We start from the raw sequence: 23,536 nt of genomic DNA, 5'->3' as shown, positions 1-23,536 counted from the left end.
TGCTTTTTTTAGTGTAAATAGTCAAAAAACAAAAAAATTAAGACTTGATTAACCGCTTTTTCTTTCAGTACAATCTCTTCAAGATTTACATTTACTAAAAATCAGGAGTGAGCGACCGATGAGCCAACTCGTGGAAATCAGCCGCAATTTGCTGGCGACTTGTTTAGGCGTAAAGGAAAAGGAAGAATTGGTCATTGTTACCGATGAAGATAAGCGTCCTTTGGCAGAAGCTCTCTATGAAGCTGGAAAGCTGCTCGGTGCGGAAACCGTGCTGTTAGTCATGCAGGAGCGCGAAAAATCCGGCCAGGAGCCGCCGCAGGCGATTGCCAAAGCGATGGAGCAAGCGGACGTAGCCGTGTGCATCACGAAACATTCGCTTACGCACACACAAGCGCGAAAAGTGGCCGCTGCCAACGGAACGCGCGTCGCCACCATGCCGGGCATTACCCGCGACATGTTTACCGCTGGAGCGATTTCTGCCGATTATCAGGAGGTCAAATGGCTGACCGAAGAGGTGACAGACATCCTGATCCGCGGCAAACAAGTACGAATTGAAAAAGCCGGCTACGCGCTGGAATTTTCCATTGAAACACGCAACGGCGTTCCCAGCACTGGCATGTATCTGGAAAAAGGACAATCGGGCAATCTCCCGTCTGGCGAGGCGTACATCGCCCCCATCGAAGGCTCGGCCAACGGACAAATTTTGGTCGACGGCTCCATCGGCGGAATCGGCATGATTGACGAGCCTTTGCTGCTTACGATCAAGGATGGTCGGCTGATTAGCGCAGAGGGGCCGACGGGTTCTCGACTGCTTGCCACGCTCGGGGATGGCGATGGCCGCATGCTGGCGGAATTTGGGATTGGAACCAATCACAAGGCGAGAATTATCGGGGTTGTGCTGGAAGACGAGAAAGCATTCGGAACGATCCACGTTGCGTTCGGCAGCAACGCGACTTTTGGGGGTACCATCCAGGCTGGTGTGCACATTGATTTAATCGTAAACGAACCGGATGTGTTCATTGATGGGCAACAACTCCAGGAAAAAGGGCGCTTTCTGTTTGGGGACGAGTAGCTTGAAAAAGCAAAAGCAGAGGCGGATTAAGTCGCCTCTGCTTTTTGCTTTTCGATCCGCATGCGCGGGAAGGGAATTATCTTTCTCTCGTAGGTTTGATGTATTCGTGGGTCGTTGCTTCGAATACATCGTCGGAATAACCAATCGACATTTATACATTCTCTTGCAGGAACTCATCTACTTGAGTGATGAAATCTGCTAAATCACTCGCTCCCTTATCGTATGTAGAATCAGAAAGCAGAACGCAGCTTACATTATATCCATATTTTTCAAGGCTATATTGATAGGCATTTATGGATGGATACACATTTGCGTAATAGGCTTTGAAATCATTGTCCGGCGAATTGTATCTGGCGTTGCTATAATAAATGCTGTTTTGCCATTGTTCTTGCTCGGCGCCAACTCTTTTGCTTATGCTCATGAGAATTACGGTTCCGTTTGTTTGGTTTTTAAATATGTAGTTTTTCTGCCTGCCAAAGATTGACGTTTGCAATTCTTGTTGCTGTGGCCCCAAAATCATATCCGGGGTTGTTAACATGTTTACATCCCCTTGCAATAACTCTTCATAGCCTTCTGGTTTGAACTTTTCATCGATTTTTTTGGTGACATGTACAAACTTATCCCGATCGCTTTCAGACAAATACCCACTTTGCTTGTCTTCGGGCTGAAAAATGACATGATAGGCATATCCGCCGAGCACAAAGACAACGAAATAGCTCACCACCAAAAACATCTGCTTCGCTTTTCTCACCCATATCCCCCTTCTATGTTACGGATAGAAACGATTCAATTATTTTCCAACATCAAAAATATACTATATTTTACATAAATTATAAATTTCAGTGTTTGCGAATTGTTCGTGTCAATGTTTTCTTCGTATACACCCACAAAAAAACGCAGAAGGTCACGCCCCTTCTGCGTCCTGGTATACCGCGGTTGTCACCGCCCATTTTTCTTTCAGTCGCTCCAGCAGTTCTTGCCCGTCGTTGCCCACCACGTTTTTGCCGTTGAACAGGGCAAACGCTTTTTCCAGGCATTGACCGCAATAGTTGACACAGCGCTCATCGATTACTTGCACGTCGGGAAGCTGCCTGACCTCGTCCCTCACCCATTTCAGACTGCCTTCCAGATTGCACGGACAAAACTTGATTGTTTGCACCAGCATATCCTCCACTCGAATTTTGGCATGCGATTATACCGAAATTTTACAGTCTATTCAGAATACACAGCAAGAGCATGCGTAAAACCACAAACGCTTTAAAGCAGCAAGGAAAAAACAAAGCCGGGCTGGTTGCCAGAACCTGTACAGCAAAACCTGCACATGATCTGGAACCGCCCGGCCTTTGTTCATTCAGCTTGAATGGGCCGCACACGCCACAGCATTCCGCTTACGTCTGCGGCAGCAAAAATTGTTTCCCGTACTCCCCGTGATCGAGGATCATCGGGTGCTCGATCTGAATCGTCGAATGCTCGATGCCGTACTTTGTTTTCAACAGATGATTGATGCCGAGAATCACGCAATACGGTTGAATATCTTCACGCACGAACACATGCGCCGTCAGCGAATAGTGCTCCGTCGATACCGCCCACAGATGCAGCTCATGCACATCGTAGACTCCTTCCACGCTGGCGAGGTCTGCCCGGATTTGATCCAGGTCAAACTGCTCCGGCACAGACTCCATCAACACAGCGAGAGATTCGCGGATGATTTTAAAGCCGCCCATAAAAATGATGGCCCCGATCACCATACTGATCAACGGGTCGAACAAGTAGTAGCCTGTGAAGTAAATGAGAATAGCCGAAGCGATTACCCCGACAGAGCTGAGCAAATCGCCGATGAAGTGCCACAGCGCGCTTTTTACGTTCAGATTGTTTTCTTCCTTCGTGCTTCTGGAGAGAACGACGGTCAGGACGATATTCACGATCAGCCCGATCGAGGCGATCGTCAACATCAGTCCCAAGTCGACGTCTTGCGGATGAATCATCCGGTTGATCCCTTCGATCGCAATCCCGATGGCAATGACGGCAAGAGCCAGACCGTTCAGAAACGAGGCAATGATTTCAAAGCGCAGAAAGCCAAACGTATACTTTTTGTTCGGCTTGCGCGTCGCCATGTAAATCGCGGTCATGCTCAGGCCGAGGGCGATCACGTCCGAGATCATATGCGCCGAGTCGGACAGGAGCGCGAGCGAGTTGGACAGCAAGCCGCCCACAATTTCGACAATCGTAAAAAACAAAGTCAAGATCAGTGTAATCCACAGCGTTTTCTTCGACTTTTGCTGTTCCTTCACGTGATCGAGATGATGATAGTCAGCATGATTCATAAGAAGCACCCCCATAATCAATATAGAACAATTACAATATAATAATTAATTTAATTATAGAGTGTTCCAGTGATTTCATCAAATGAACATTTTATGGATCATACTACTGATTTTCATTCCCATCCCGGCCATTCTCAATGCTTTGCGCCCCCAAAAGGCAAAAAGGCTTCGCCAGTCGTCGTCGCCTGGCAAAGCCTTCGTTACACCGTCTGAATCAGCTATGTCCTCCTCTACCTGGACACATGCCCTTCCATGATCGGTCGAATATTCCCTTTGTATTGTTCCAGCAAGCGCACAGACTCTTCCCGCGCCAACGCTGTTTTTTTCATGACAATCGCCAGCTTGGCGTCTCCATTCGCTTGCGCCAAAAGCTGCTCCGCTTCTTCCGGCGGCACTTGCGCGGCCTCTGCTACGATCTGCTTGGCTCGCTCCTTCAGCTTTTCATTTGTGATTTGCACGTTCACCATCAAGTTTTTGTACACCTTGCCCAAGCGCACCATGCATGTCGTCGTAATCATGTTCAACACCATTTTTTGCGCGGTCGCCGCCTTCAGCCGCGTAGAGCCTGTTACGACCTCCGGGCCGACCACCACGTTGATCGAGGCGTCCACGCCCTCATTGATTTCGGCAGCAGGATTGCACGACAAGGAAATGATTTTCGCCTTCAATCGTCCCGCTTCCTCCAGCGCCCCTTTTACATAAGGCGTCCGTCCGCTCGCGGCAATGCCCACTACCGCATCGCCTTCGCGCACGCCATGCGCCACAACATCTTCCTGCCCCAAATGGGCGAGATCCTCTGCGCCCTCGATTGCTTTCACGACCGCTTCCACTCCGCCAGCGATCACGCCTTGCACCAATGCAGGGTCTGTGCCAAAAGTCGGCGGGCACTCCGCAGCATCCAAAAGTCCAAGACGTCCGCTGGTGCCTGCGCCAAAATAAAACAGCCTTCCGCCGTTTTGCAGGCATTCCGCGATCATATCGATTGCCCGAGCAATGGCAGGCAGTTCTTTTTCCACGCAATAAGCGACTTTTTTATCCTCTTCGTTCATGAGTCTGACGATATCGAATGTCGAGAGCAAATCCAAATCTTCGGATTGCTTGTTCTTTGTTTCCGTGGTCAAGCCGCTCAGTTGATTTCTCATGCGCTACCTCCCCGTCAGTTTTGTTTTGTCACTTGTTTTTGCGTCCAAAGTTTCCATGCTGCTCCTACATCCTGACAGGTAATCGACCAGTTGGTTTTTGCTTGCCAAACAATACATCCGCTACGGCTTCGATCGCCAGCTTGCGATGATCGTACACCGCGAGACAAGCATCGACTTCGGGAAATGCGCCCAGGTCGTACGGGTTTCGCAGCGCTACCGCGATCACTTTTTTGCCTTGACTGGACAGTTGCTTGACCAACTGCGCCTGCCCTTCGTAAAGATGGGCGTTGTACGTAAAGACAATAACCGTTTCAAAAGGCGCCATCGCGGCAAAAGCTTGCTCTGCTTCTTCCCGCGTCGGTTGCAGCGAACGCAGAAAATGGCATTGTACCGGGCTATACGCTTGCAAAGACGCTGCCAAAAGTTCCGCTTCCGCCTGCTGATCCTCATCCTCGGCCAACGTCACTCGCCCGACTCGCGGCATGATCACGCCAAGCGTCGCAGCCTGCTTCGGAATGGGGACGATCCCGCGCTCATTTTTCAGCACCGTGACAGCCTGCGCCAGCACTTCCTTCGCCAAATGCTCGTGCCCGGCCCGGTCAAAAGCAGGAGGCGTCGTCGCAGCATACGTCTCCCAGGAAAGAAAACGCCGCTTCAAAGCCAAAATCCGATTGACTGCTTCGTCTACGCGGGCTGGGGAAATCTCGCCGTTTTCAATCGCCTCGACCAGTCGGTCATACGTCTGCTGCTGAACCTCATGCGTATGGGAGACGAGCACCATATCCACGCCAGCGTTGAGCGAGAGCACCGCCGCTTCCGGCACGCCAGTGGAGTTGGCAATCGCCGCCATTTCCAGGCAGTCGGTAATCGCGACTCCGGAAAACCCAAGTTCCCTTCGCAAAATGTCCGTCACGAGCTGCTGCGAGATCGAAGCAGGCAGTCCGCTGGCGTCGATGGTCGGCAAGCTGACATGACCAATCATGACCACCGGAGTGCCTGCCTCGATGCAGTGCCGAAACGGAGCCAGCTCGACCTGTGTGAGCCTTTGCCAATCGTGCGGCAAAACCGGAATCGCTTCATGCGAGTCTGTATGCGTGTCTCCATGTCCGGGAAAATGTTTTACTGCCGGAATGACGCCGCTCGCCAGCAAACCGTGCATGGCTGCTTCGCCAAATTGCCCGACTGCCGCTGGGTCGGCCCCAAATGAACGAACGCCGATCACCGGATTTTGCGGGTTGTTGTTCACGTCGATGACAGGAGCAAAATTGACGCCAATTCCCGCCGCTCGCAGCTCCGCGCCTGTCGCTGCGTATATTTGCCGCGCCAAGTCTGGATTTCCCGTCGCTCCGAGCGCCATCGCCCCGGGGAATGCTGTCGCTTCGTGCAGTCTCGACACCACCCCGTTTTCCTGATCCGTCCCGATCAATAGCGGGCAGCAGTGCCCGGCCTCCTTTGCCCAGCCTTGCATCGTGCGCACGCGCTCAAATGTTTCCGCGTGCGCACCGATGTTGCGGCTGAACAAAATGACGTTGCCAATCTGTCGCTCCTTGATCCATTTTTCCATCTCTTGTGGCAGATCGAGCGTCTGGTACCCGATCATCAGCAACTGCCCAACTTTTTGCTCCACACTCATCTGCTCTGCGCGCATGGAGATCCCCCTTCTCACAGCTCCTTGCTGTATTTGGCGTACTGCTTCCAGCTTGAATAGCCGAGCTTGGCGTAAAAGTTCATGAGCGCAGTCCAGTCGATGACAATTTGCCGCAGGCCGCGCTTGCGCAGCATGGCAATCCCTGCCTGGACAATCGCCAGTCCCAAACCGCTTCCCCGATGCGCCGGGTCGATGCCAAGCGGCCCGATCCCGCCCAATTCCTGCTCAAACAGCGGCGACCAGTACACGTTTTGGGCAATGAACGGCGAGTTGGCATCGTTAATCCGGCAAAAGCCGACGATTTCTTTTTGCCGCTCCAAAACAACGAACTCGCGCCCGGTTCCCCCGCGCTGAAAATAGTGGATCGCCTCGTACTCCCAGCGCCCCGGAAAGCAGCGGTGCAAAAAGGCCAGAAAAGCTTCCTTGTCTGCTTGCGTCAACAACCGGAAACAACCGTCGGAAACTTGCGGCAGCGGCGATGCTTCCTCCTCTGCGGCATAGCGGCAGAGCAGATCGTTTTCCAGCGGCTCCAGCAGACTGTATCCTCGCGCGGCAAACCAGTCTTTGACCGCTGTCGATTCATCAGGGATGCCAGGAAAGTAATGATACGGATCGCGCCCCAGCCAAATTTTTTGCACCCCTCGCTGCTGCAAAGCCCGCTCCGCCCGCGTCAGCAGCTCCCCGCCGATTCCTTGCCCGCGAAACTCGTGATCCACCAGCAACACTTGAATCCAGCCGACACCTTTTCCCAGCTGGACATCGAGTTTTTCCTGCCAGCATTTCGCCACAGCGAACCCTGCCGGACGGCGCGTGGCAGAATCGATGGCAATCCAGGAGCCGGCTTGCAGCACGTTTTTGTCTGCGAAGCTGTTTTGCTGAAAAAGCTCGGGCCGCATCGGGAAGCGCTCGCCAAGCTCCTGGTTCCACAGCTCGCACAAAGCATCCAGATACAGCTCGTCTAATGGTACATAAAACATGCGTTTCATCCGCCTCCTATTGCCTCGCCTACTTTAGCCCGGAAGTTTTGGAACCTTCCACAAAATATTTTTCCGCAAACAAAAAGACGATCAAAATCGGAATCAAACTGATCAACGCCCCGGCAACCAGCAGTTGGTCATCGGTCTTGTACTGTCCGCGCAGCGACAAAATTCCGATCGGCAGCGTAAAATGCTCTTCGGATAGCAAATAAATCACAGGCGCGAGAATCTCGTTCCATTTGCCCATGAACGTAAATACGGCCAGTGTCGCCAGCGCCGGCTTGCACATCGGCAAAAATACCCGCCAGTAAATCTGGAACGGATTGCAGCCATCCAGCTTGGCCGCTTCCTCGTAGTCTTTTGGAATGCTCAAAAATGCTTGCCTCATCAGAAAAATCGCGAACGGCTGTCCCAACCACTCCAAAATCCACAGCGGCGTGAGCGAGTCGAGCATGCCCAAATTTTTGAAGATGATGAACTGCGGGATGATCGTCACAATCCCCGGAATCATCATCGTTCCGAGCACGATCATGAACAGCGTGTCGCGAAACGGAAACTTCAAGCGAGCGAAAGCAAACGCGATCATCGAGCTGGACAACAGCGTACCGACTACGGAAAGAACGGCGACAATCACACTGTTCACCGTATAGCTGCTGAAATTCGCCTGTTCCCACACCTGCGAGTAGTTGCTCCACTTCACAGGGTCAGGCAGCCACTCCGGCGGAAATTGCATGTATTGCTTGTACGTTTTCAACGAGTTGAAGACAGTCGTCAAAAACGGCACAACCATGATCAAAGTGCTGGCGAGAACAAACAGGTATCCGAATAGTTTATTGAGCGGAAAACGCTTTTGCATGGCTACCCCCTTTTCCTCTGCACATCCAGTCAAGTTTAGTCATAGTGAACCCATTTCTTTTGCAATTTGAATTGCACCAAAGTAATCGCCAGCAGGATGAGGAACAACACCCAGGCAATCGCGGAGGCGTAGCCCATCTTGTAAAAGCTGAAGCCTTGTCTGAACATGAGCAGCATCAGGACGAGGCTCGCATTGTTGGCGCCGCCCGTCGATCCTGCTTCGGTTGACCCGCCCGTCATGACAAAGATTTGCTCGAAATTTTGAAAAGAGTAGATCGTGTTCAAAATAATGACGAGAAACGTCGTACCGGAAATCATCGGCACAGTCACCCTCCAAAACTTTTGCCAGGCGTTGGCGCCATCAATCGAAGCCGCCTCGTACATGTCGTTGGAAATCCCTTGAAGTCCCGCCAAAAAAATAATCATCATGTAGCCGACCGACTTCCAGATCGCGATGAGCACGAGCACCGGAATGACCCACACTTCGTCGATCAGCCAGCTTTGCGGCGCAATCCCGAAGTGGGCGAGAATGGCATTGGCAAAACCGATCCGCTGGTTGAACACCGCATCCGCCACATAGGCAATTACCGTCCAGGAAGAGATCACTGGCAAAAAGTGCGCCATGCGGAACAGCTTTAGCCCTTTCAGCTTTTGGTTCAGCGCGACTGCCAGCAAAAGGGCCAAAAACGTCTTGGCCGGAACGTACAAAAGCGTGAAGTAGACCGTGTTCCACAGCGCCTGGTAAAACAGCGGGTCCGCGAACAGCTTTTCATAGTTGTCCAGGCCAGTCCACTTGGGCGGATTCAAAATATCGTAGTCGGAAAAGCTGAAATACAGGGAAGCAAGGGAAGTTCCTACGACAAACACGAGAAAATGGATCAGGTAGGGGGAGACGAGAAGCAATCCCCATCTCCCCTCGCTGTCCAGCCATTTCCGCTTCTTTTTCACATCAGGCTGTGCCTGTAGCTTGTTCGGTATCTCCAGCATCGCTCGCTACACTTCCTCCCCTGATGGTTTGCTATTGCTTCTTGAAGAAGTCATCCAAAACTTTTTGTACCCCTTGATCGGTTTTCGAGATGTAATCGTCCACACTCATCTTGTCCATGAACAGCTCGGCCAAATTGTCTGTGACGACTTTCAGCCATTCGGCAAAGACGGCATTCGTATCGATCGTTCCGGCGAAGTCCAGGCTATCCAGGAACACTTTTTTGTTGTCGGGCTTGATGCTCGGATTCAGGAACATCTCGGAGTTGGCGACCGATTTTTTCACCGGGATCGCTTCGCCCACCTCTGCCCATTCTTTTTGCGCCTCGTCCGATGTCGTCCAATACGTGATCCATTCCTGGGCTGCTTTGACTTTTTGCTCCTCGGCTTTTTTGTTGATGACCCACGAGTTGGCGATGACAGGCGCAAAACGTTTGCCGTCCGGGCCTTTAGGCATCGGCGCGACATCGTAGTTCAAGCCTGCTCCGTTCATCGAGGTCGTCGCCGCGTAAATGTCGATCTGCATCGCCGTGGCCCCGCTCAAAAACACCTTGAAATTGCTTTGGAACGCTTTCAGCTCTGCCGGGTTGGGGAACAGCTTGCGCTTCATGCCGTCCGCCATCCACTCCACCGCTTTTTTGTTTTCCGGCGAGTCGATGATCGATTGCGTCATCGTCGGATCGAGAACGCCGCCGCCGTACGCTTTCATAATGTTGAACGCACCGCGCGAGCTTCCGAAGAACGTAAATCCGTACTGCTTCACCGCGTTTTTGTCAAAAGCAGGGTCGTCCGCATTTTTCCCGCTCGCATCAAGCGTCAGCTTGGCGGCAGCCGCCTTCAAATCATCCCAGGTCCAGTCAGCCGTCGGATAAGCGACTCCAGCCTTGTCGAACAAATCTTTGTTGTAGAAAAGCGCCCCGACCTGGATGCCCTGCGGCACGCCCCAATATTTGCCGGAAGCGTCTTTGTTGAACTCCACGCCAAGCACTTCGTCTTTGTTGACTTCCTTCGTGACGTAATCGGTAATATCGCGAATCGCTCCGCGCTGGGCAAAGCCGAATACTTTCGTCCCGTCGCTTTGCCAGATGTCAGGCGCATTTCCTGCGGCGATTTGCGTCGTCAGCTTCTGGTAAAAGTCTTCGTAGGGCGCTGTCACTGTCTTGATTTTGATATGCGGGTGAGACTGTTCGAATTTTGCAATAATTTCTTCCATCTTTTTCTTCGTCGGCGGGTCAGAAGTATACCCCATGTACAGCTCCACCTTGTCTCCCTGCTGCGTCGACGATTGGCTACATCCTCCCACGAGCAATGCCGCTGCCAGACTGGCGATCCCTACTACGGATAAAAACTTGCTTTTTTTCATGGAAAGCCTCCCCTTTTCAAAAAATGTCCTTCTCTCTAGCAAAAGAAAAATGATTGCTTTGCCAGACGTTCGATTCGTCCCGCTGTACCGTGGCTAATGAGCGTCAACCAAAAACTCCCCCTTCGCCTTCTGCTTGCAGCGCCTCTATTGCGAGAATTTACTGGCAATTTGTTACATACCTGTATTATAGACTCTCGAAACAAAATATCAAGATATCTTCTTAATCATAAAATAAAATTTCAAAATTTCTTTTTCGACACCCGCTGTTCGCTTTCCTCGTTCCGTGTCGAGAGCCAACCTTACACCATTGTAATTTTATGTAATCTAAATCGATTTCTTCTCTGCTGCCCGTTGGTTAGTATTTTCCTATTGTCAAAGAAAGGGGCTGGCTATTTTTGAATTTGATGGAACTCAATGTGCAGTGCTTCCGGGCGATCAACGACCTGGGAAAGCAGTATCCAGAACTGAATCCGGCGTTTTACGCCATCGCGGAATATACGGTCTACGCGCTGGCTCTGTGCGCCCTGCTCTACTGGTTCACGCGAGACTCGCAAAATCGCATGATGGTAATCTGTGCGACAGCCACGTTTGTCATGGCGGAGGTGCTCGGAAAACTGGCTGGGACTCTGCATACTAACAACCAGCCATTCGCCGAGCTTGCCAATGTGAATCAGCTGGTGCAAAAAGCCGTAGACAATTCGTTTCCGAGCGACCATACGATTTTGTTTTTCTCCTTCTGTGTCAGCTTTTGGCTGTTCCAAAGAAAAACGGGCATTCTCTGGATGCTGCTCGCTGTGTGCGTAGGTCTGTCCCGCATTTGGGTAGGCGTACACTATCCGGCCGACGTCCTCGTAGGCGCTTTGATCAGCATCGGCTCGGCATTGACCGTCTTCCTGCTGTTGCCGCGCTTCGCTTTTGTACATAGCTTGCTTTCCTTCTATGAAAAAATGGAAAGCGCTATTTTGCCCGTCAAGCCACGCTCCAAAGGATTGTAGAGCAGCACAAAAAAAAGCCCGAAGCGCGCTCCTTTTGCTCAGAGGAGTGGATGCTTTGGGCTTTTTTGCGATCTCAGCGAATTTTGTTCAAGTTGCTGAAGCCGTAAACGAGTTGAATGACGATCCCGGCTGCCACGACAGGCAAAAACCATTTGCCGAATCCGCCTCCCCACCCCATGGCGATCGAAACCGATTCCAGCAAAATCGCAGAAAACACGATCAGACACATATTTTTTAACTGATTCACTATTTTTCGACTCTGCAAATAAAATTGCTCCGCGTTGGACTCATTGAATCGCTTCGGGTAGTTGTACACTTCCGGATGCTTTTCCAAAAGCTGCATCAAGCCAAAGATGAATGCCCCGATCCCGGGCAAGATGAGCAGCTCCCACTTGGACCCCCAGCGATCCACTTCTCCCACCGCGTCAAAATGGGCTGGAACCTTGTCCGGCAGTTCCCCCCAAACGAACAGCAAAAAGACGATTCCACCGATATAAAAGAAGGCCCCCAGAATGTCCCATATCCATTCGCTTTTCGACTTGGCGATTTCGATTTTTGGGCGTCCCCACCAATCGGACATAGAGATACTCCCTTCTGTTTGTCAAACTGGTTTGACTTTTCTAGAAATTGGAGATAAGATTCATCCAGTTCCGTTTCCCATGAAACCATTTTGCTACATACAAACAGCTACAATAGAAGGAGAGAAAGCCATGGTGCGTCATTCTAATCATAATTTGCAGCCTTTGCAAAATCAACAGGCCCATTTTCGATGTTTTATCGATTCATCCCATGAGCGACAACGGCTTTACAAGCGGACACTCTTGATCGTCGTCATCTCGCAAATTTTTGGCGGCGCCGGACTCGCCGCTGGCGTCACGGTCGGTGCTCTGCTCGCCCAAGACATGCTGGGAACCGAAAGTCTCGCTGGCATTCCCGCTGCCTTGCTTACGCTTGGCTCCGCGCTGGCCGCTCTGTTGGTCGGCAAAATTTCGCAACGCCATGGTCGCCGCTTCGGTCTGGCAGCCGGCTTCCTCGCGGGCGGAATCGGCGCCATCGGGGTGATCCTCGCTGCCACGACGCAAAATATCGTCCTGCTGTTTGCCTCGCTGCTCGTTTACGGCGCCGGGACAGCCACCAACCTGCAAGCCCGCTATGCCGGAACCGATCTGGCCCAGCCGCAGCAGCGCGCGACCGCTGTCAGTACCGCACTCGTTTCTACCACCTTTGGCGCAGTGGCTGGCCCGAATCTGGTGGAAACGATGGGCCGTTTTGCCACTTCCATCGGCGTGCCGCCGCTGGCTGGTCCCTTTATTTTAGGGGCTGCGGCTTTTCTTTGCGCCGGACTGGTCTTTTTGTTCCTGCTTCGCCCAGACCCGCTGCTGGTTGCCCAAGCGATTGCCGATGCCCAGGCCCGCGAAGAGAAACATCCCGAACATCTGGCGGATAGCCAGTCTGTCGCCAACAGCCGCGGCATCATCGTCGGTGCAACGATCATGATTTTGACCCAAATCGTCATGGTTGCGATCATGACGATGACTCCCATCCATATGAAACATCACGGCCATGGCTTGAGCGAAGTCGGTCTCGTCATCAGCGTGCATATTGGCGCCATGTACTTGCCTTCGCTTATGACTGGCATACTTGTGGACAAAATCGGGCGCTCTGCCATGGCGCTTGCGGCTGGCATCACGCTGCTCGCGGCAGGAGTGCTCGCTGCTTTGGCCCCTGCTGATTCCATGCTGCTGCTCGTCCTCGCTCTGGCTCTGCTCGGACTCGGCTGGAATTTTGGCCTGATCAGCGGTACGGCCCTGATCGTCGACGCGACTCCGCTCGCTACACGAGCGAAAACCCAAGGAACAGTCGACGTCCTGATCGCCCTTGCCGGAGCATCTGGCGGAGCTTTGTCCGGCATGGTCGTCTCCGGTGCCAGCTACGCCACGCTGTCGCTCGCTGGCGGCTTCCTTTCCCTGTTGCTGATCCCTGTTTTGATCTGGTCGAAAAAGAAGCAAGCGGCAACGCATTCTGAAAACGCACCGCTGGGGTAAGGCAGGCAGCGTTGGACAATTCCCGCAGAAAGAGGCGAAGCTTTTCGCCTCTTTTTGTCATTTTTGCTGCGCTCTCGCCGCTATGCGCGCAGTTCTCCACGCACACATCATGTCGTTTTGTAGAGTTGAAAACTGAATTTTTCGGGCGGCCTTCGTGTTGCCCTACTTCTCTTAGCTCCCTCTCATCAAACCGTACGTGAGGTTTTCCCACATACCGCTTTCCGGGCACGCTTCACACAGAAAAAGAGGCAGAGAATCTCCCGCCTCTTTTCTTTTGCTCATCAGCAAAAATTAGCCCAGCTTGCTTGCAGCATTCCCGATGACAATTCCGTTTAGCTTGAGCGTGACCGGATTGGCAATCGTGTCGCCGACAGGGCATGTCTTCTCCAAAAACTGAATGAATGCTTCCACTTGCTCTCGGGATGCGTCCGTCTTGATATGAAAGGTGTAGCGAATCTCGGAGTAACCGCGACGCACATCGGATTTGTTCATGAAGCCATCTGTATCGAGGTCGCCTTCTACCTCCACCCAAAAGTCGTCGAGCTGCACACCAAACTTTTTCGCATACGCACGCGCTACAATCGATTGGCACGCGCCAAGGGCGGACAGCACCAATTCGACAGGATTCATCGCTGTATCCGTTCCGCCAAGGCTTCTCGGCTCGTCGACCGTTACCTCGAAGTTTCTGGAATGCGCCTTGACGACCATTCCCTCCTGAAGATGCGCGGTTGCTTTAAATGTTTCAACTGGCATGATCCCACTCCCTTTCCTATCTTTCACATCCTATTGCAAATCTTAACACATTTATCCGATTGTTTTAATATGAATTATTGCAAAATCTTGAAAAGATAAAAAAGATAGCAAGTCGAGATGTTTTGTCGCGAAAACTTTTTATCTATTTGGATTTCCTGTGACCCGATGTACTCTTCTTACGGCTAAGCCAATGGCGGAAACTGCCCTTCATTTCGCACCTCTTCCCGCATGCTGGCATACCATTTCTTTCTTTTTTTGTAACTTTTCAACCTTTCGGGCGTCTTCTTATTGCAGAAAGGATGATTCGATGAAAATAACCCGTATGATTGCTCTAACAACATTGTTTCTTGCTGTCTCACTGTTCCCGTCCCTGGCATTGCCGACAGCAAGCGCAGCAACTGCATCGGCAACAGCCACTCCAACAGACCCGCCAAGCAAAATATACCGGATCGGTCTGGATGGCAAAAAGCAGACGCTCGTCGCTCAATTGCCTGCCGTACACCGCGCGAGCATGTCGCCGAGCGGACGTTTTGTGTACGCCGAAAAGCAAGGATTCACAAACAACGCACCGACCATTCCTTATTTGTACGACACCAAAACCAAGCAGTTCAGCCAGTTGAACGGCTTCGCCAAATGGGCTTCTGGCAAAGATGAGCTGTTAATGGTCGAGCAAGCCAGCTTGTACCGCTACAACCCGCTCACCAAGCAAAAAACGTTGCTTGCCAACGGCACGGCCGACACGCCAATCCTCGATTATGCGATGGCACCAGACGGCCATTACCTCGTCTTTGTGCAAGCCAATCTCAAAGAGCCGGATGCCACCAAACGCTACAAGCTGTACTTGCAAGACATGAACTCACTGAAAATGAAGGTAAATGACCAATTTTCGCTCAGTGACGACCAACTCAAAAGCTACATGGTGCCAGACTTGTTTTATTGGGTGCCGACATCCAAAAAAGTGCTGTACAAGGCAAACGGAGCGATAAAAGAACTCGATTTGCCAACCGGACTCAAGTACACGTATTCTTTTAAAAACTTCCCCTCGTATTCCAACGATATGAAGCTGCGGTTTGAAGACAAGCAAGGACACGGTTTCATCACCGACCTGCAAACCGGAAAGAGTGTATCGACCCAAAATAATTACACTGCGGACCCAAACGATTTGGAGCGTCAATTGACGAGAATCTACTGGTCGCCGACTGGCCATAACTATGTCGCGGACAAATACTGGCACCCCTCGAACGGTCAAGATTTTTATGCCCAGCTTGTGATCAAAACAACAACCAAATCGTTTGTGTATCCATTCGATAATAGCTTTTACATGAACTCAAGCGACAATATCCAGTTTTTAGGGTGGGCAACTGACGGCAAGTCATTTTTTGTCGGCGATTTGGACTCCGTGCACATGAGCCGTTTTGACAAGTGGGAGTATCGGGAGAGATAATCACATACTTCCTCTTCTACGATTCTGATGAATGGGCCTCCACTTTAGCTTATGATCCGGATGGCAACCTCCGCGATGACTTGCTTTCTCTTGAGGAAATTTACGCTATTTTGGATAGCCCTGATGTCAAACCATACAAATCAGAGCTGGAAGATTATAAAAAAGCCAAGCGTGGTCCATATAGTTATGATATGTAGGACAAGAAATCGTGTGCGCATTTATCTGTTGATGGAACGCCGCGGGAAATGATAGCGTTGGATTGTCAACAGTAAATCAGACAACTTTTTTAAGGGCTTCTTGGCGATACTGAGCAGGCGTCACATAGCCTAATGTCCCATGAATGCGATGCTTGTTGAACCAATTAACGTAATCGTACAATTCCAGTACCAGATGACGCAGACTCTGGAAGTTCATCTGGTTCACGTTCACGAACTCTGTTTTTATGATTTTGTAGGTGGCTTCAGCCACAGCGTTATCGTCGTCAGAAGAAAATGAGCTGATCGCTTTGCGAAAAGAGAACCAGCGTCTGAAAATGGAGAACGATATTTTAAAGCAAGCCGCGCTGATCATGGGACGAAAGTAGCTATCATCCAGAACAACCGTGATAAATACTCAGTATCAGCAATGTGCGACGTCCTGCAAATCGCAAGAAGTATTTTTTACTATGAAGCGAAAGAACAACCAAACGAAGACGATATAACCGAATTGATTGTGGAGATTTTCCACAAAAATCGAAAAGCTTACGGTACACGAAAGATCAAAGTCAAGCTCTAGGAACGCAGATTCGTCGTCTCCAGACGTAGAATTGGTCGTATTATGAAAGAGCAAGGACTCGTTTCCACCTACACCGTGTCTCAATATAAGCCCCATCAAACCGCTTGTAATGAAGCAACGACGGGGAATGTTCTGAACCGAGAGTTCGAGCAGGAGGAAGCCAAACACTTCGTCGTCAGCGCTCTGACGTATGGAAAGGTCCAGAACCGATGGCATTACATTTGTGTGCTGGTTGATTTGTTCAATCGAGAGATCATTGGGCATAGTGCGGGTCCAAACAAGGACGCTGCTCTGATTTCCCGCGCTTTTGCGACGGTACATGGAGATTTACGCTAGATTCAGTGGTTTCATACCGACCGTGGTAGCGAGTTCAAAAATCAAAAGATGGACGAGCTTTTGGAGACGCTTGAAATCGCCCGATCGCTAAGTATGAAGGGCTGTCCGTACGACAACGCTGTGGCTGAAGCCACCTACAAGATCATGAAAACAGAGTTTGTGAACCAGATGAACTTCCAGAGTCTTCGTCATCTGGAGCTGAAATTATACGATTACGTGAACGGGTTTAACAAGCATCGCATTCATGGGACATTAGGCTATATGACGCCTGTTCAGTATCGCCAAGAAGCCCTTAAAAAAGTTGTCTGATTCACTGTTGACAATCCATATTCTGGTTCATTCATAGAGCAGGATTCTCCTAATGCTTTCCTCCCACTATCTTCCCTCTGTTTCTTATGCAACTGAAATGCCTCAAGCTGTTCTGTTTTAGCAATGAACGTAAAGCAATCAAATACAGTCGTGTTAGTTCTGCTTTCATTTCGCTCTCGTGAAGCACCAGTTCCCATAAGAATTCTTCATGTTTTGTCATTGTGCTATTACCTCCTGTGACTTTCGTATTTGGTTGCTCTCGTGGTTTCGTGTCTGTTGTGGTAAAATGTCCTTGGTCGTACATTTGAATGGGTGCGTCACCTAAGAGCGTTGGGCTGCAATGCTATGCCTTGGATTGCTGTACCTTTCGTTCCCAGTATCTGCGCTCGTACTCCTTCGCTTTCAGGCGATTCTCCGGCTTCTGCCGCCATCTGCGCCGATACTCTCGCTCATACTGTCTTCTATATTCCCGACGTGCTTCCAATGCTTCCGGACTTAGGTTCAACATCTCTCTATTCCTCCCTCTGGTTACGTTCTGCCTATAGCGTTGCTGATTGTTTCACGTACTGCGTCTTGAACAGCCGCTCTCAATTCATCTGTAGTGCCTACTCCATTAACTTCAATGACTTCACTATCATCCACGATCTCAATGACGAAGTTGCTGTTATCTTTGCTCGCCTGCATTGCATAGGCTCCCTTCTCTGTAATCAGTTCAATTCATTTGCCTGTTCCCTTGTACCGCTGCAACAGAGCATTCATCATGTCCTGATCCGTTTGTGGTATACGGTTCCTCATCTGCCTGACCCCTCCAGTTCTGCAAGCTGAGTTACTTTTTCAGCCAGTACCTGCCGTGTTTGTTTCAGGCGTTCCTCTGCGTCCTGAACCATTTTTGCCGCCGCTGCCTTTGCATCTTCAAGTTCCTGCTGCTGCCGCGTCAGGACGGTCTGGTTATACTGTACAAGCTGCTTGCAATCTGATGCTTCTTGCTCTAGTCTGTCTATGAGTTCTAGTGCTTGCTGGCGTGGCAGTCCATACTTCTGATCTGCCACCGCATCCAAATGCTTTGCATGTTTCAACAACTGCTGAATCTCTTCGCTAACGTGAAAATCGGTACGTCCTGATCTTTGCAACTCTTCCGCCTGTTCACGCAATTGCCTTGCTTGCTGACAGTAACTGCGAATTTCATTCATAAGCTGCTCGTATGCTGCGCGAGCCTGGGCAATAGACCTCACTTCTTTTTCTACTTCCTGTGCTAGTTGCTCGTTCTTCAACTCTTCTGCCCCTACCTGTTCACGTTTTGCCATTCGTTTCATCCTCCTTTGATTTTGGGCATGCAAAAAAGCTCATTCCTACTCATGGTTCAAGTGGGAAAGAGCTTTTGAAGTTTATCAAGTGTTTGAATTATTTAGTGTTTGGTTTGTTGGTTGTATGGTACGATCTTGTTGTTGGGGTTGTAAATGGGCTTACACAAAAATGTTGACAACCCTTTACTTCTCCTAATCTTTCTTTTGAAAAACATACTTATCTCTCAAATACCTGCGCTGTAAAAATTCTGTAAAAGTATCTGTAATCTTATAGAAACCTTCTTTCTTCTTACCTTCTGAATAAAAATAGACAGGGGGATTCTCACCCTCATCTAATTTAAAGAAACAAAACATACACCCTTGACTCATCCAAAATACAAAATCGTTAGAGGTAAGCTTCAAAGGAACATTATTTTCTTCTAATAATTCCGCTCCCCATTCATTCAATTCAAGCAACTCGTCAATAAAACATGATTCTCCACGTAAAAAAGTATGCTCTGTTCCGCCTCCCATTACTTCAAGAAACTCAATGTATGCTTCAGGAAGTTTATTAGTTCCTATCAACTTCTTCACTTCATTTAATTCTTCCATTGTGCACGGAATCATAGGAATTTTATCATTTTGAAGTTGGATAACAAGTTCATTTAAATATCTCATCGTTATTCTCCTTTATTTTGGAATTACTTCAACACGAACTACCTCGATATTTGGAAATTCTTTCTGGAATTGATCAACCAAATCAATACAATTATCACAATACGGTCTTTCAGAAATAATTTCAATTTTCCCCTTAACATCAGGCTTTTCTTTGTACTTGAGCCTTAAATATTCTACAATTTTTTGTTCAGTATGACTTGTGAATTCGCTAATTGGTCCCTGATAATGATAATCCTCTGGTTGTGGGGGCTTAAAATTGCCCTTATTAAAGTAGTCATTGTCTGTAAACTCTCCACTAACGCTTTCTAAATCTATCTCATCACCATCTATTTTTCCTTTTGCCGCCGCAACGTTCCTTTTCTTCCCAGCAGTATATTTTTTTCTTAGGGATTCGACAAGTTCTCTATCTGCTTGTGTTGTTTCTCTAAAATATCTTCTAACAGGTTCACCCGTCCCCTAAGTTGTAATCTTAAACTTGGGAATAAAGAAGGTGGCAACTGTTTTACCAATCACCACCATTATATCAACTTGCCTGACGCTCTATTAGATTAGCCGCCCGATACTCGGTCTTGTGCTTCATCATGCTGTAAATGATGTTTACGAGCCTTCTCATGACGCATATCAGGGCTTGCTTCTTGGTTTTGCCTTCTGCTAGCTTTCGATGATAGTAGTCGTAGAAGAGGGGATTTCGTTGCTTCTTGTTGTCGCCTTTCGCTACTTGGATTTGTTGAACGGCTAGATTGTGGAATATAGCGTTCAATACCCGATTTCCTTGTCCACTTGCTTGGTCTTTGCCTTTGCCGCCCGAACTAAAGCGAACGGGAGCAATTCCTGCAAAACGTGCTAGCTTGTCAGCGTTGGAGAATCGGCGGATGTCTCCGATTTCGGCAATCAGTTCCGCCGCTGTAACGGTGCTGATTCCATCCATCGACTCTAGCTTGTAGTCCGTCTCAGACAAGACCTGACGAAGCTGTTCTTCTGTCTGCTTAATCAGTTCTCTGCTCCGTTTCATGTCCTGAACCATATTGACAATAATAAAGTCTCTGGACGTTTGAAACTTTCGCTTCGTCTCCCCGTCCTTCTTCACCAGTTCCAATATTTCCTCTGCCTTACGGGTAGAACAGGTGTTATGGCTTGCCTTGCGTAGATAGGTTGCCAGTTCATCCGCCCCAACCGATTCCAAGTGATGGGGAGCAGGGTACTTCTCCCAGAAAGCAAGGGCGGCTTTTCCATCTACATCACAGAAGAACTTCTTGTAGGACGGATAGTGGTAGCTTAATTGTTGGTGCAGTTGATTCTTTAATGAACTGGCGTGTTTGACCAGTGCGTTGCGTCTTGCCACCAGTTGCCCGATTGTCCAGTAAATGTCCTGTGGATTCGCATCTGGTAGTTCATCTAACCTTGCAAGCAATACTTTGGCGATGCAATACGCATCCCAACTGTCGCTCTTTTGGGTGGTTGCATAACTCTTACGCTCATTATAGGACAGGGCAGAATTGACTTCTTTGACAATTTGCTTCTTCTCAACAAGGTGAACGGCTAGTGCTCTGCCGTTGCCGCCCGTGTCTTCCAATCCATAGACAGGAGTCATTCCTTTTTTGCAATGCTTCTTGACCATCTTCATCAAGTCATCGAAACTGCTTGGCTTGTTGTCGATTTGGATTTCATCCAGTTTCGTATTCCAACAGTCGATGATAACGGCTGTATGGTGGGCTTTGTGTAAATCAAGCCCGACATAAATGTGTTTTTGCTTGTAGTGCATAAAAGAAATCACCCCTGTATACGGATTCTTTGATGATTAGGAGTAAGAATGGGAGCAACCTCAGTTCGAGCGTTAACCTTACGGTTCGCAATGGGACGCAAGCTTCTCCATTCATTTCCTGTTACAGGATGGCTTCATGCAAGCCATCTGCTTGTATATCTCCATAGCGGTATGTGCCGCTATAAAAATCACGTTTGTCCAAAATTCGTTTCACTTGCACTTGGTAAACAATCTGCCTTGCCCAGTTGTATAGCCTTCTTGGTTCAGTGTTTCGGCTATCTGGGTCAATGACCATGTGGGATACTGTTCCTTGATTTCAAATACTCTACGGACGGTCTGGGCGTGTCTTTCATCTACTTGGATACTTTTCTGACCTTTCTTTGCTTTGTATCCGAAGGTAGCCCTTCCACCTGCATAGCCGCCCTGTTGGGCTTTCTTGCTCCGCCCTCTGCTTAGCTTCATGGCGATTTCAAGACGTTGGTATGCGTCTAGCAACTCCATCAAGCCATTTATGAGGAAGTCATTCGGGTCTTTCTTGTAAATGCTGTAGGTGGGCTGTTCAATGCTCCGAACGTCCACCCCATACTTCTTGAACTCTCTGTGAACCAGAACTTTTACGATGTCAGACCGCCATAAACGGCTTGTATGGAGGACAACAACTGCATCAATGGTTTTACTGGCTAGTGCGGCTAACATGCTCTGGAAGCCGATTCTGTCTACCTCAAGAGCATCCTCATTTACCTTCGCCCCACTGATTCCTTCGTCAACATATATGTTCATCAAGTTCCATCCTTGCTCCTGACAATAAGAGCGGATTTCATCTTGTTGGTACGCTAAACTGTAGCCGTCTTTGGCTTGTCCTTGTGTTGATACTCTTACGTAACCGATGACATTCATGGTGTTTCCTCCCCACCGTTACAGAAATCTGAATTATTGTAACGCTTAGTAGATACAACGTAATTATATATCGACTAAGCGTTACAATCAATCATTTCCATAAAGAGTGAGGAAATCGTATAATAAAGTGATAAAGTCTGTTCGGAAGTTGGTGTCAATTTGCCAGTAGTCGTAAAACTGAAAGAGATTCTAGCCCAACGTAATATGTCTCAGCGTGAATTAGCAAGGCTTACTGGGCTACGACCGAATACCATAAGTCATCTATGTTCTAACGAAGTTGACAGAGTACATCTCAGCACCTTTGACATTATCTGCAAGACCTTAAACATTAGCCTGCATGAACTTCTTGTACTGGAAGATGACTAACTCTACCGCAAACTAGAGCACATGTCAGGGTCATTAAATCCTCCCAATGTTGAGCGGCGAGAGCATCAAAGTCTACAAGTTGCTGTGAAGACATGATTTCTTTTATTGATGCTCTATGATGCTTGCTCAATTCATCGGGTGTCATTAAACCGTGTTGCAACGCTAATATCATGGCTCTCTTCTCCGCCCGAACTGTTTGCAACTCTGTGATGACGCTACAAGTGTAGTAATCATTAAATTTGGGCGGATATTGAATGATGCTCTCCAAAGGTATTTTCTCATCGGGTCTGTAAACTAGTTCCACTCTCGTTCGCTCTCCCTCTTCTAGAATCCCCTTCGCTATCTGCTCTGCCTTTTTATCATAATTACGACAAAAGGCATGGGCTTTACTTTCGTCTTTCCGCCCAAAATATCGAGTTCCCTCGTAAATGTTCATGTTCCGCCCTGTATTCGATGCGATGAATACATTGCTCATCGGATAAGGAAAATCAAAAGCCAATTCGCAACGACTAAAATAGACCTTCTGCGTGTGCCTGTACAAAGCTGAAAGCAACTTTTGAAAACGAACCAAGTAGTCAGGATGAGTTTCAATTTGCAAGGTGTATTTTAATGATTTCTTTTGCCGCCACGGTTGGTATCGCAAATAAAGATATGCGTCATTCAAAGCTAAATTCCAATGGTATACATACCCTTTGTGACGTATGGCAGGTTTAATATCAAACCAATCTCGAAACGATAGTGCAAGCTGATTGTAAAAGCTGACCGTCACTCCTTGATACTCAACGGAAACCTTATCAATGGAAAGTTGTACGTTGTTCATGCGTTACCCCCACAGGCAAAACTTTTGACGGATTTGCCGCTTGTATTATATAGATGAGGGAGTCGGTGGCTAGCCTTTCACACGTGACCTTCCCGTTGCAATTATCATTTGATTCCTGACACTCTCTATGGTCGCTATACCATACTCAAAAGTTGCACTGTGTTTCTTTCACCCTATCAATCGTTCTATGTACGTACATCGTTGCAAACATATTTGAAAAAACCGCAAGAAAACGAAGATAACAAAAAACAGGTCTTTTATGGTGGTATCTGACCATAATTGACCTGTTCAATGTAACGATATTACGTTAAATAGGGATACTTTTTCCAGACATTCTGTGCGTACATCTTAATTCATAAAAACTTCTTACAGGTAGAACAAAGGTTATGTTGGTAATGTTAAAGTTAAGTCGTTTATTCGGCACTGGGTAGCCCCCCACCAAACACAAGGACTCTACTAAGACTCGAACGCCGTTCTTTCCGGAAAAATTCCGCCTTCTCTAACTAGACAAACTGCCAACCTCTGTGCCGCTCTGTCAAAATAGAACTTTGATGGAATACTTGGGTCGGGTATACCTTCTAACTCAGAAAATTTTCTGGTTATTTTGTTTAACTCGATTTTCCCCATTACATTTTCATTTGGTCCAAATTTGTAGATAACAGATTCATCGTTTTCAAATTCTTTAAGTAACAGTACATACGAAGCCAAA

26 protein-coding genes and 2 pseudogenes are annotated in these 23,536 nt (G+C 48.7%); 7 read left to right on the top strand and 21 right to left on the bottom strand.

The features are described 5' to 3' along the window. Positions 1-118 precede the first annotated feature (118 nt). Positions 119-1,072 (top strand): aminopeptidase, encoded by a 954-nt coding sequence (locus tag EDM60_RS14435; RefSeq protein ID WP_122964593.1) that lies wholly within the window; start codon positions 119-121, stop codon positions 1,070-1,072. A gap of 151 nt (positions 1,073-1,223) precedes the next feature. On the opposite strand, the gene EDM60_RS14430 is transcribed toward EDM60_RS14435, so the two are convergent. The 9 genes from EDM60_RS14430 to EDM60_RS14390 all read right to left on the bottom strand — a co-directional run bounded on the left by EDM60_RS14430 (position 1,224) and on the right by EDM60_RS14390 (position 10,365). Next, on the bottom strand, positions 1,224-1,823 hold the full coding sequence (locus EDM60_RS14430) for a hypothetical protein (RefSeq protein ID WP_122964592.1): 600 nt from the start codon (positions 1,821-1,823) through the stop codon (positions 1,224-1,226). A 153-nt stretch (positions 1,824-1,976) separates the two neighbouring features. Beyond that, entirely contained in the window at positions 1,977-2,237 is a 261-nt protein-coding gene (locus EDM60_RS14425; RefSeq protein ID WP_233454146.1) for a DUF1450 domain-containing protein, read from the bottom strand. Between the two features lie 223 nt (positions 2,238-2,460). Beyond that, positions 2,461-3,396 (bottom strand): cation diffusion facilitator family transporter, encoded by a 936-nt coding sequence (locus EDM60_RS14420; protein WP_122964591.1) that lies wholly within the window; start codon positions 3,394-3,396, stop codon positions 2,461-2,463. Positions 3,397-3,626: 230 nt separating this feature from the next. Then, a complete protein-coding gene (gene murQ, locus EDM60_RS14415) occupies positions 3,627-4,538 on the bottom strand; it encodes an N-acetylmuramic acid 6-phosphate etherase (protein ID WP_122964590.1) in 912 nt (303 codons plus the stop codon). A 64-nt stretch (positions 4,539-4,602) separates the two neighbouring features. After that, on the bottom strand, positions 4,603-6,186 hold the full coding sequence (locus EDM60_RS14410; RefSeq protein ID WP_122964589.1) for a glycoside hydrolase family 3 protein: 1,584 nt from the start codon (positions 6,184-6,186) through the stop codon (positions 4,603-4,605). 14 nt (positions 6,187-6,200) lie between these two features. Beyond that, the gene (locus EDM60_RS14405) at positions 6,201-7,163 is read right to left on the bottom strand and encodes a GNAT family N-acetyltransferase (protein ID WP_122964588.1); all 963 of its coding nucleotides are present in this window, start codon (positions 7,161-7,163) and stop codon (positions 6,201-6,203) included. Between the two features lie 28 nt (positions 7,164-7,191). Beyond that, positions 7,192-8,019 (bottom strand): carbohydrate ABC transporter permease, encoded by an 828-nt coding sequence (locus tag EDM60_RS14400; protein WP_122964587.1) that lies wholly within the window; start codon positions 8,017-8,019, stop codon positions 7,192-7,194. 35 nt (positions 8,020-8,054) lie between these two features. Beyond that, positions 8,055-9,005, bottom strand: a complete 951-nt coding sequence (locus tag EDM60_RS14395; RefSeq protein ID WP_122964586.1) for a carbohydrate ABC transporter permease — start codon at positions 9,003-9,005, stop codon at positions 8,055-8,057. A gap of 31 nt (positions 9,006-9,036) precedes the next feature. Continuing rightward, entirely contained in the window at positions 9,037-10,365 is a 1,329-nt protein-coding gene (locus tag EDM60_RS14390) for an ABC transporter substrate-binding protein (protein WP_122964585.1), read from the bottom strand. A gap of 395 nt (positions 10,366-10,760) precedes the next feature. On the opposite strand from EDM60_RS14390, the gene EDM60_RS14385 reads away from it, so the two are divergent. Continuing rightward, positions 10,761-11,360 carry an undecaprenyl-diphosphatase gene (locus tag EDM60_RS14385; RefSeq protein ID WP_122964584.1) on the top strand — a complete coding sequence of 200 codons (600 nt, stop codon included), beginning with the start codon at positions 10,761-10,763 and terminating at the stop codon, positions 11,358-11,360. Positions 11,361-11,433: 73 nt separating this feature from the next. On the opposite strand, the gene EDM60_RS14380 is transcribed toward EDM60_RS14385, so the two are convergent. Further along, positions 11,434-11,940, bottom strand: coding sequence for a DUF1648 domain-containing protein (locus EDM60_RS14380; RefSeq protein WP_122964583.1), 507 nt, complete (start codon positions 11,938-11,940; stop codon positions 11,434-11,436). A 130-nt stretch (positions 11,941-12,070) separates the two neighbouring features. Between EDM60_RS14380 and EDM60_RS14375 the strand changes: the two genes are divergently transcribed. Further along, complete coding sequence (locus EDM60_RS14375) at positions 12,071-13,405, top strand: MFS transporter (RefSeq protein WP_122964582.1); 1,335 nt, start codon at positions 12,071-12,073, stop codon at positions 13,403-13,405. Between the two features lie 291 nt (positions 13,406-13,696). Here the strand turns inward: EDM60_RS14375 and EDM60_RS14370 are convergent, their stop codons facing one another. Further along, a complete protein-coding gene (locus EDM60_RS14370) occupies positions 13,697-14,158 on the bottom strand; it encodes an OsmC family protein (RefSeq protein ID WP_122964581.1) in 462 nt (153 codons plus the stop codon). A 307-nt stretch (positions 14,159-14,465) separates the two neighbouring features. On the opposite strand from EDM60_RS14370, the gene EDM60_RS14365 reads away from it, so the two are divergent. Continuing rightward, the gene (locus tag EDM60_RS14365; protein WP_122964580.1) at positions 14,466-15,602 is read left to right on the top strand and encodes a TolB family protein; all 1,137 of its coding nucleotides are present in this window, start codon (positions 14,466-14,468) and stop codon (positions 15,600-15,602) included. After that, on the top strand, positions 15,581-15,799 hold the full coding sequence (locus tag EDM60_RS28405; RefSeq protein WP_141254196.1) for a hypothetical protein: 219 nt from the start codon (positions 15,581-15,583) through the stop codon (positions 15,797-15,799). The genes EDM60_RS14365 and EDM60_RS28405 overlap by 22 nt, the downstream gene beginning before the upstream one ends. A 76-nt stretch (positions 15,800-15,875) precedes the next feature. On the opposite strand, the gene EDM60_RS14360 is transcribed toward EDM60_RS28405, so the two are convergent. Then, positions 15,876-16,070, bottom strand: coding sequence for an IS3 family transposase (locus EDM60_RS14360; RefSeq protein WP_167470305.1), 195 nt, complete (start codon positions 16,068-16,070; stop codon positions 15,876-15,878). A 16-nt stretch (positions 16,071-16,086) separates the two neighbouring features. Here EDM60_RS14360 and EDM60_RS29190 point away from each other — a divergent pair. After that, positions 16,087-17,021, top strand: a pseudogene (locus tag EDM60_RS29190) (IS3 family transposase); the annotation flags it as partial. Between the two features lie 343 nt (positions 17,022-17,364). Here the strand turns inward: EDM60_RS29190 and EDM60_RS28650 are convergent. From EDM60_RS28650 to EDM60_RS14325, 7 genes and pseudogenes are all read right to left on the bottom strand, one after another. Next, a complete protein-coding gene (locus EDM60_RS28650) occupies positions 17,365-17,529 on the bottom strand; it encodes a hypothetical protein (protein WP_167470303.1) in 165 nt (54 codons plus the stop codon). Positions 17,530-17,549: 20 nt separating this feature from the next. Then, on the bottom strand, positions 17,550-17,705 hold the full coding sequence (locus EDM60_RS28645; RefSeq protein ID WP_167470302.1) for a hypothetical protein: 156 nt from the start codon (positions 17,703-17,705) through the stop codon (positions 17,550-17,552). 107 nt (positions 17,706-17,812) lie between these two features. Further along, positions 17,813-18,325, bottom strand: a complete 513-nt coding sequence (locus EDM60_RS14345; RefSeq protein WP_122964576.1) for a hypothetical protein — start codon at positions 18,323-18,325, stop codon at positions 17,813-17,815. Positions 18,326-18,517: 192 nt separating this feature from the next. Next, positions 18,518-18,982, bottom strand: coding sequence for an SMI1/KNR4 family protein (locus EDM60_RS14340; protein ID WP_122964575.1), 465 nt, complete (start codon positions 18,980-18,982; stop codon positions 18,518-18,520). 12 nt (positions 18,983-18,994) lie between these two features. Next, positions 18,995-19,195 (bottom strand): deaminase domain-containing protein, encoded by a 201-nt coding sequence (locus EDM60_RS29185; protein ID WP_255679264.1) that lies wholly within the window; start codon positions 19,193-19,195, stop codon positions 18,995-18,997. Between the two features lie 310 nt (positions 19,196-19,505). Further along, entirely contained in the window at positions 19,506-20,744 is a 1,239-nt protein-coding gene (locus tag EDM60_RS14330) for an IS110 family RNA-guided transposase (RefSeq protein ID WP_122964574.1), read from the bottom strand. A 121-nt stretch (positions 20,745-20,865) separates the two neighbouring features. Beyond that, positions 20,866-21,641, bottom strand: a pseudogene (locus EDM60_RS14325) (recombinase family protein). A 159-nt stretch (positions 21,642-21,800) separates the two neighbouring features. On the opposite strand from EDM60_RS14325, the gene EDM60_RS14320 reads away from it, so the two are divergent. Beyond that, the gene (locus tag EDM60_RS14320) at positions 21,801-22,007 is read left to right on the top strand and encodes a helix-turn-helix domain-containing protein (protein ID WP_122964573.1); all 207 of its coding nucleotides are present in this window, start codon (positions 21,801-21,803) and stop codon (positions 22,005-22,007) included. Here EDM60_RS14320 and EDM60_RS14315 read toward each other — a convergent pair. Together EDM60_RS14315 and EDM60_RS14310 are read right to left on the bottom strand one after the other, a co-directional pair. Then, positions 21,970-22,827 (bottom strand): replication initiation factor family protein, encoded by an 858-nt coding sequence (locus tag EDM60_RS14315; RefSeq protein ID WP_122964572.1) that lies wholly within the window; start codon positions 22,825-22,827, stop codon positions 21,970-21,972. The two genes, EDM60_RS14320 and EDM60_RS14315, sit on opposite strands and share 38 nt — an antisense overlap. A 456-nt stretch (positions 22,828-23,283) precedes the next feature. Next, a complete protein-coding gene (locus EDM60_RS14310; protein ID WP_122964571.1) occupies positions 23,284-23,535 on the bottom strand; it encodes a hypothetical protein in 252 nt (83 codons plus the stop codon). Position 23,536: the final 1 nt, after the last annotated feature.

Origin of the sequence: Brevibacillus parabrevis, from assembly GCF_003710905.1 — a bacterium.
In the GTDB taxonomy this organism is placed as follows: Bacteria; Bacillota; Bacilli; order Brevibacillales; family Brevibacillaceae; genus Brevibacillus; species Brevibacillus parabrevis.
This window is presented reverse-complemented; position numbering and strand designations above follow the sequence as displayed.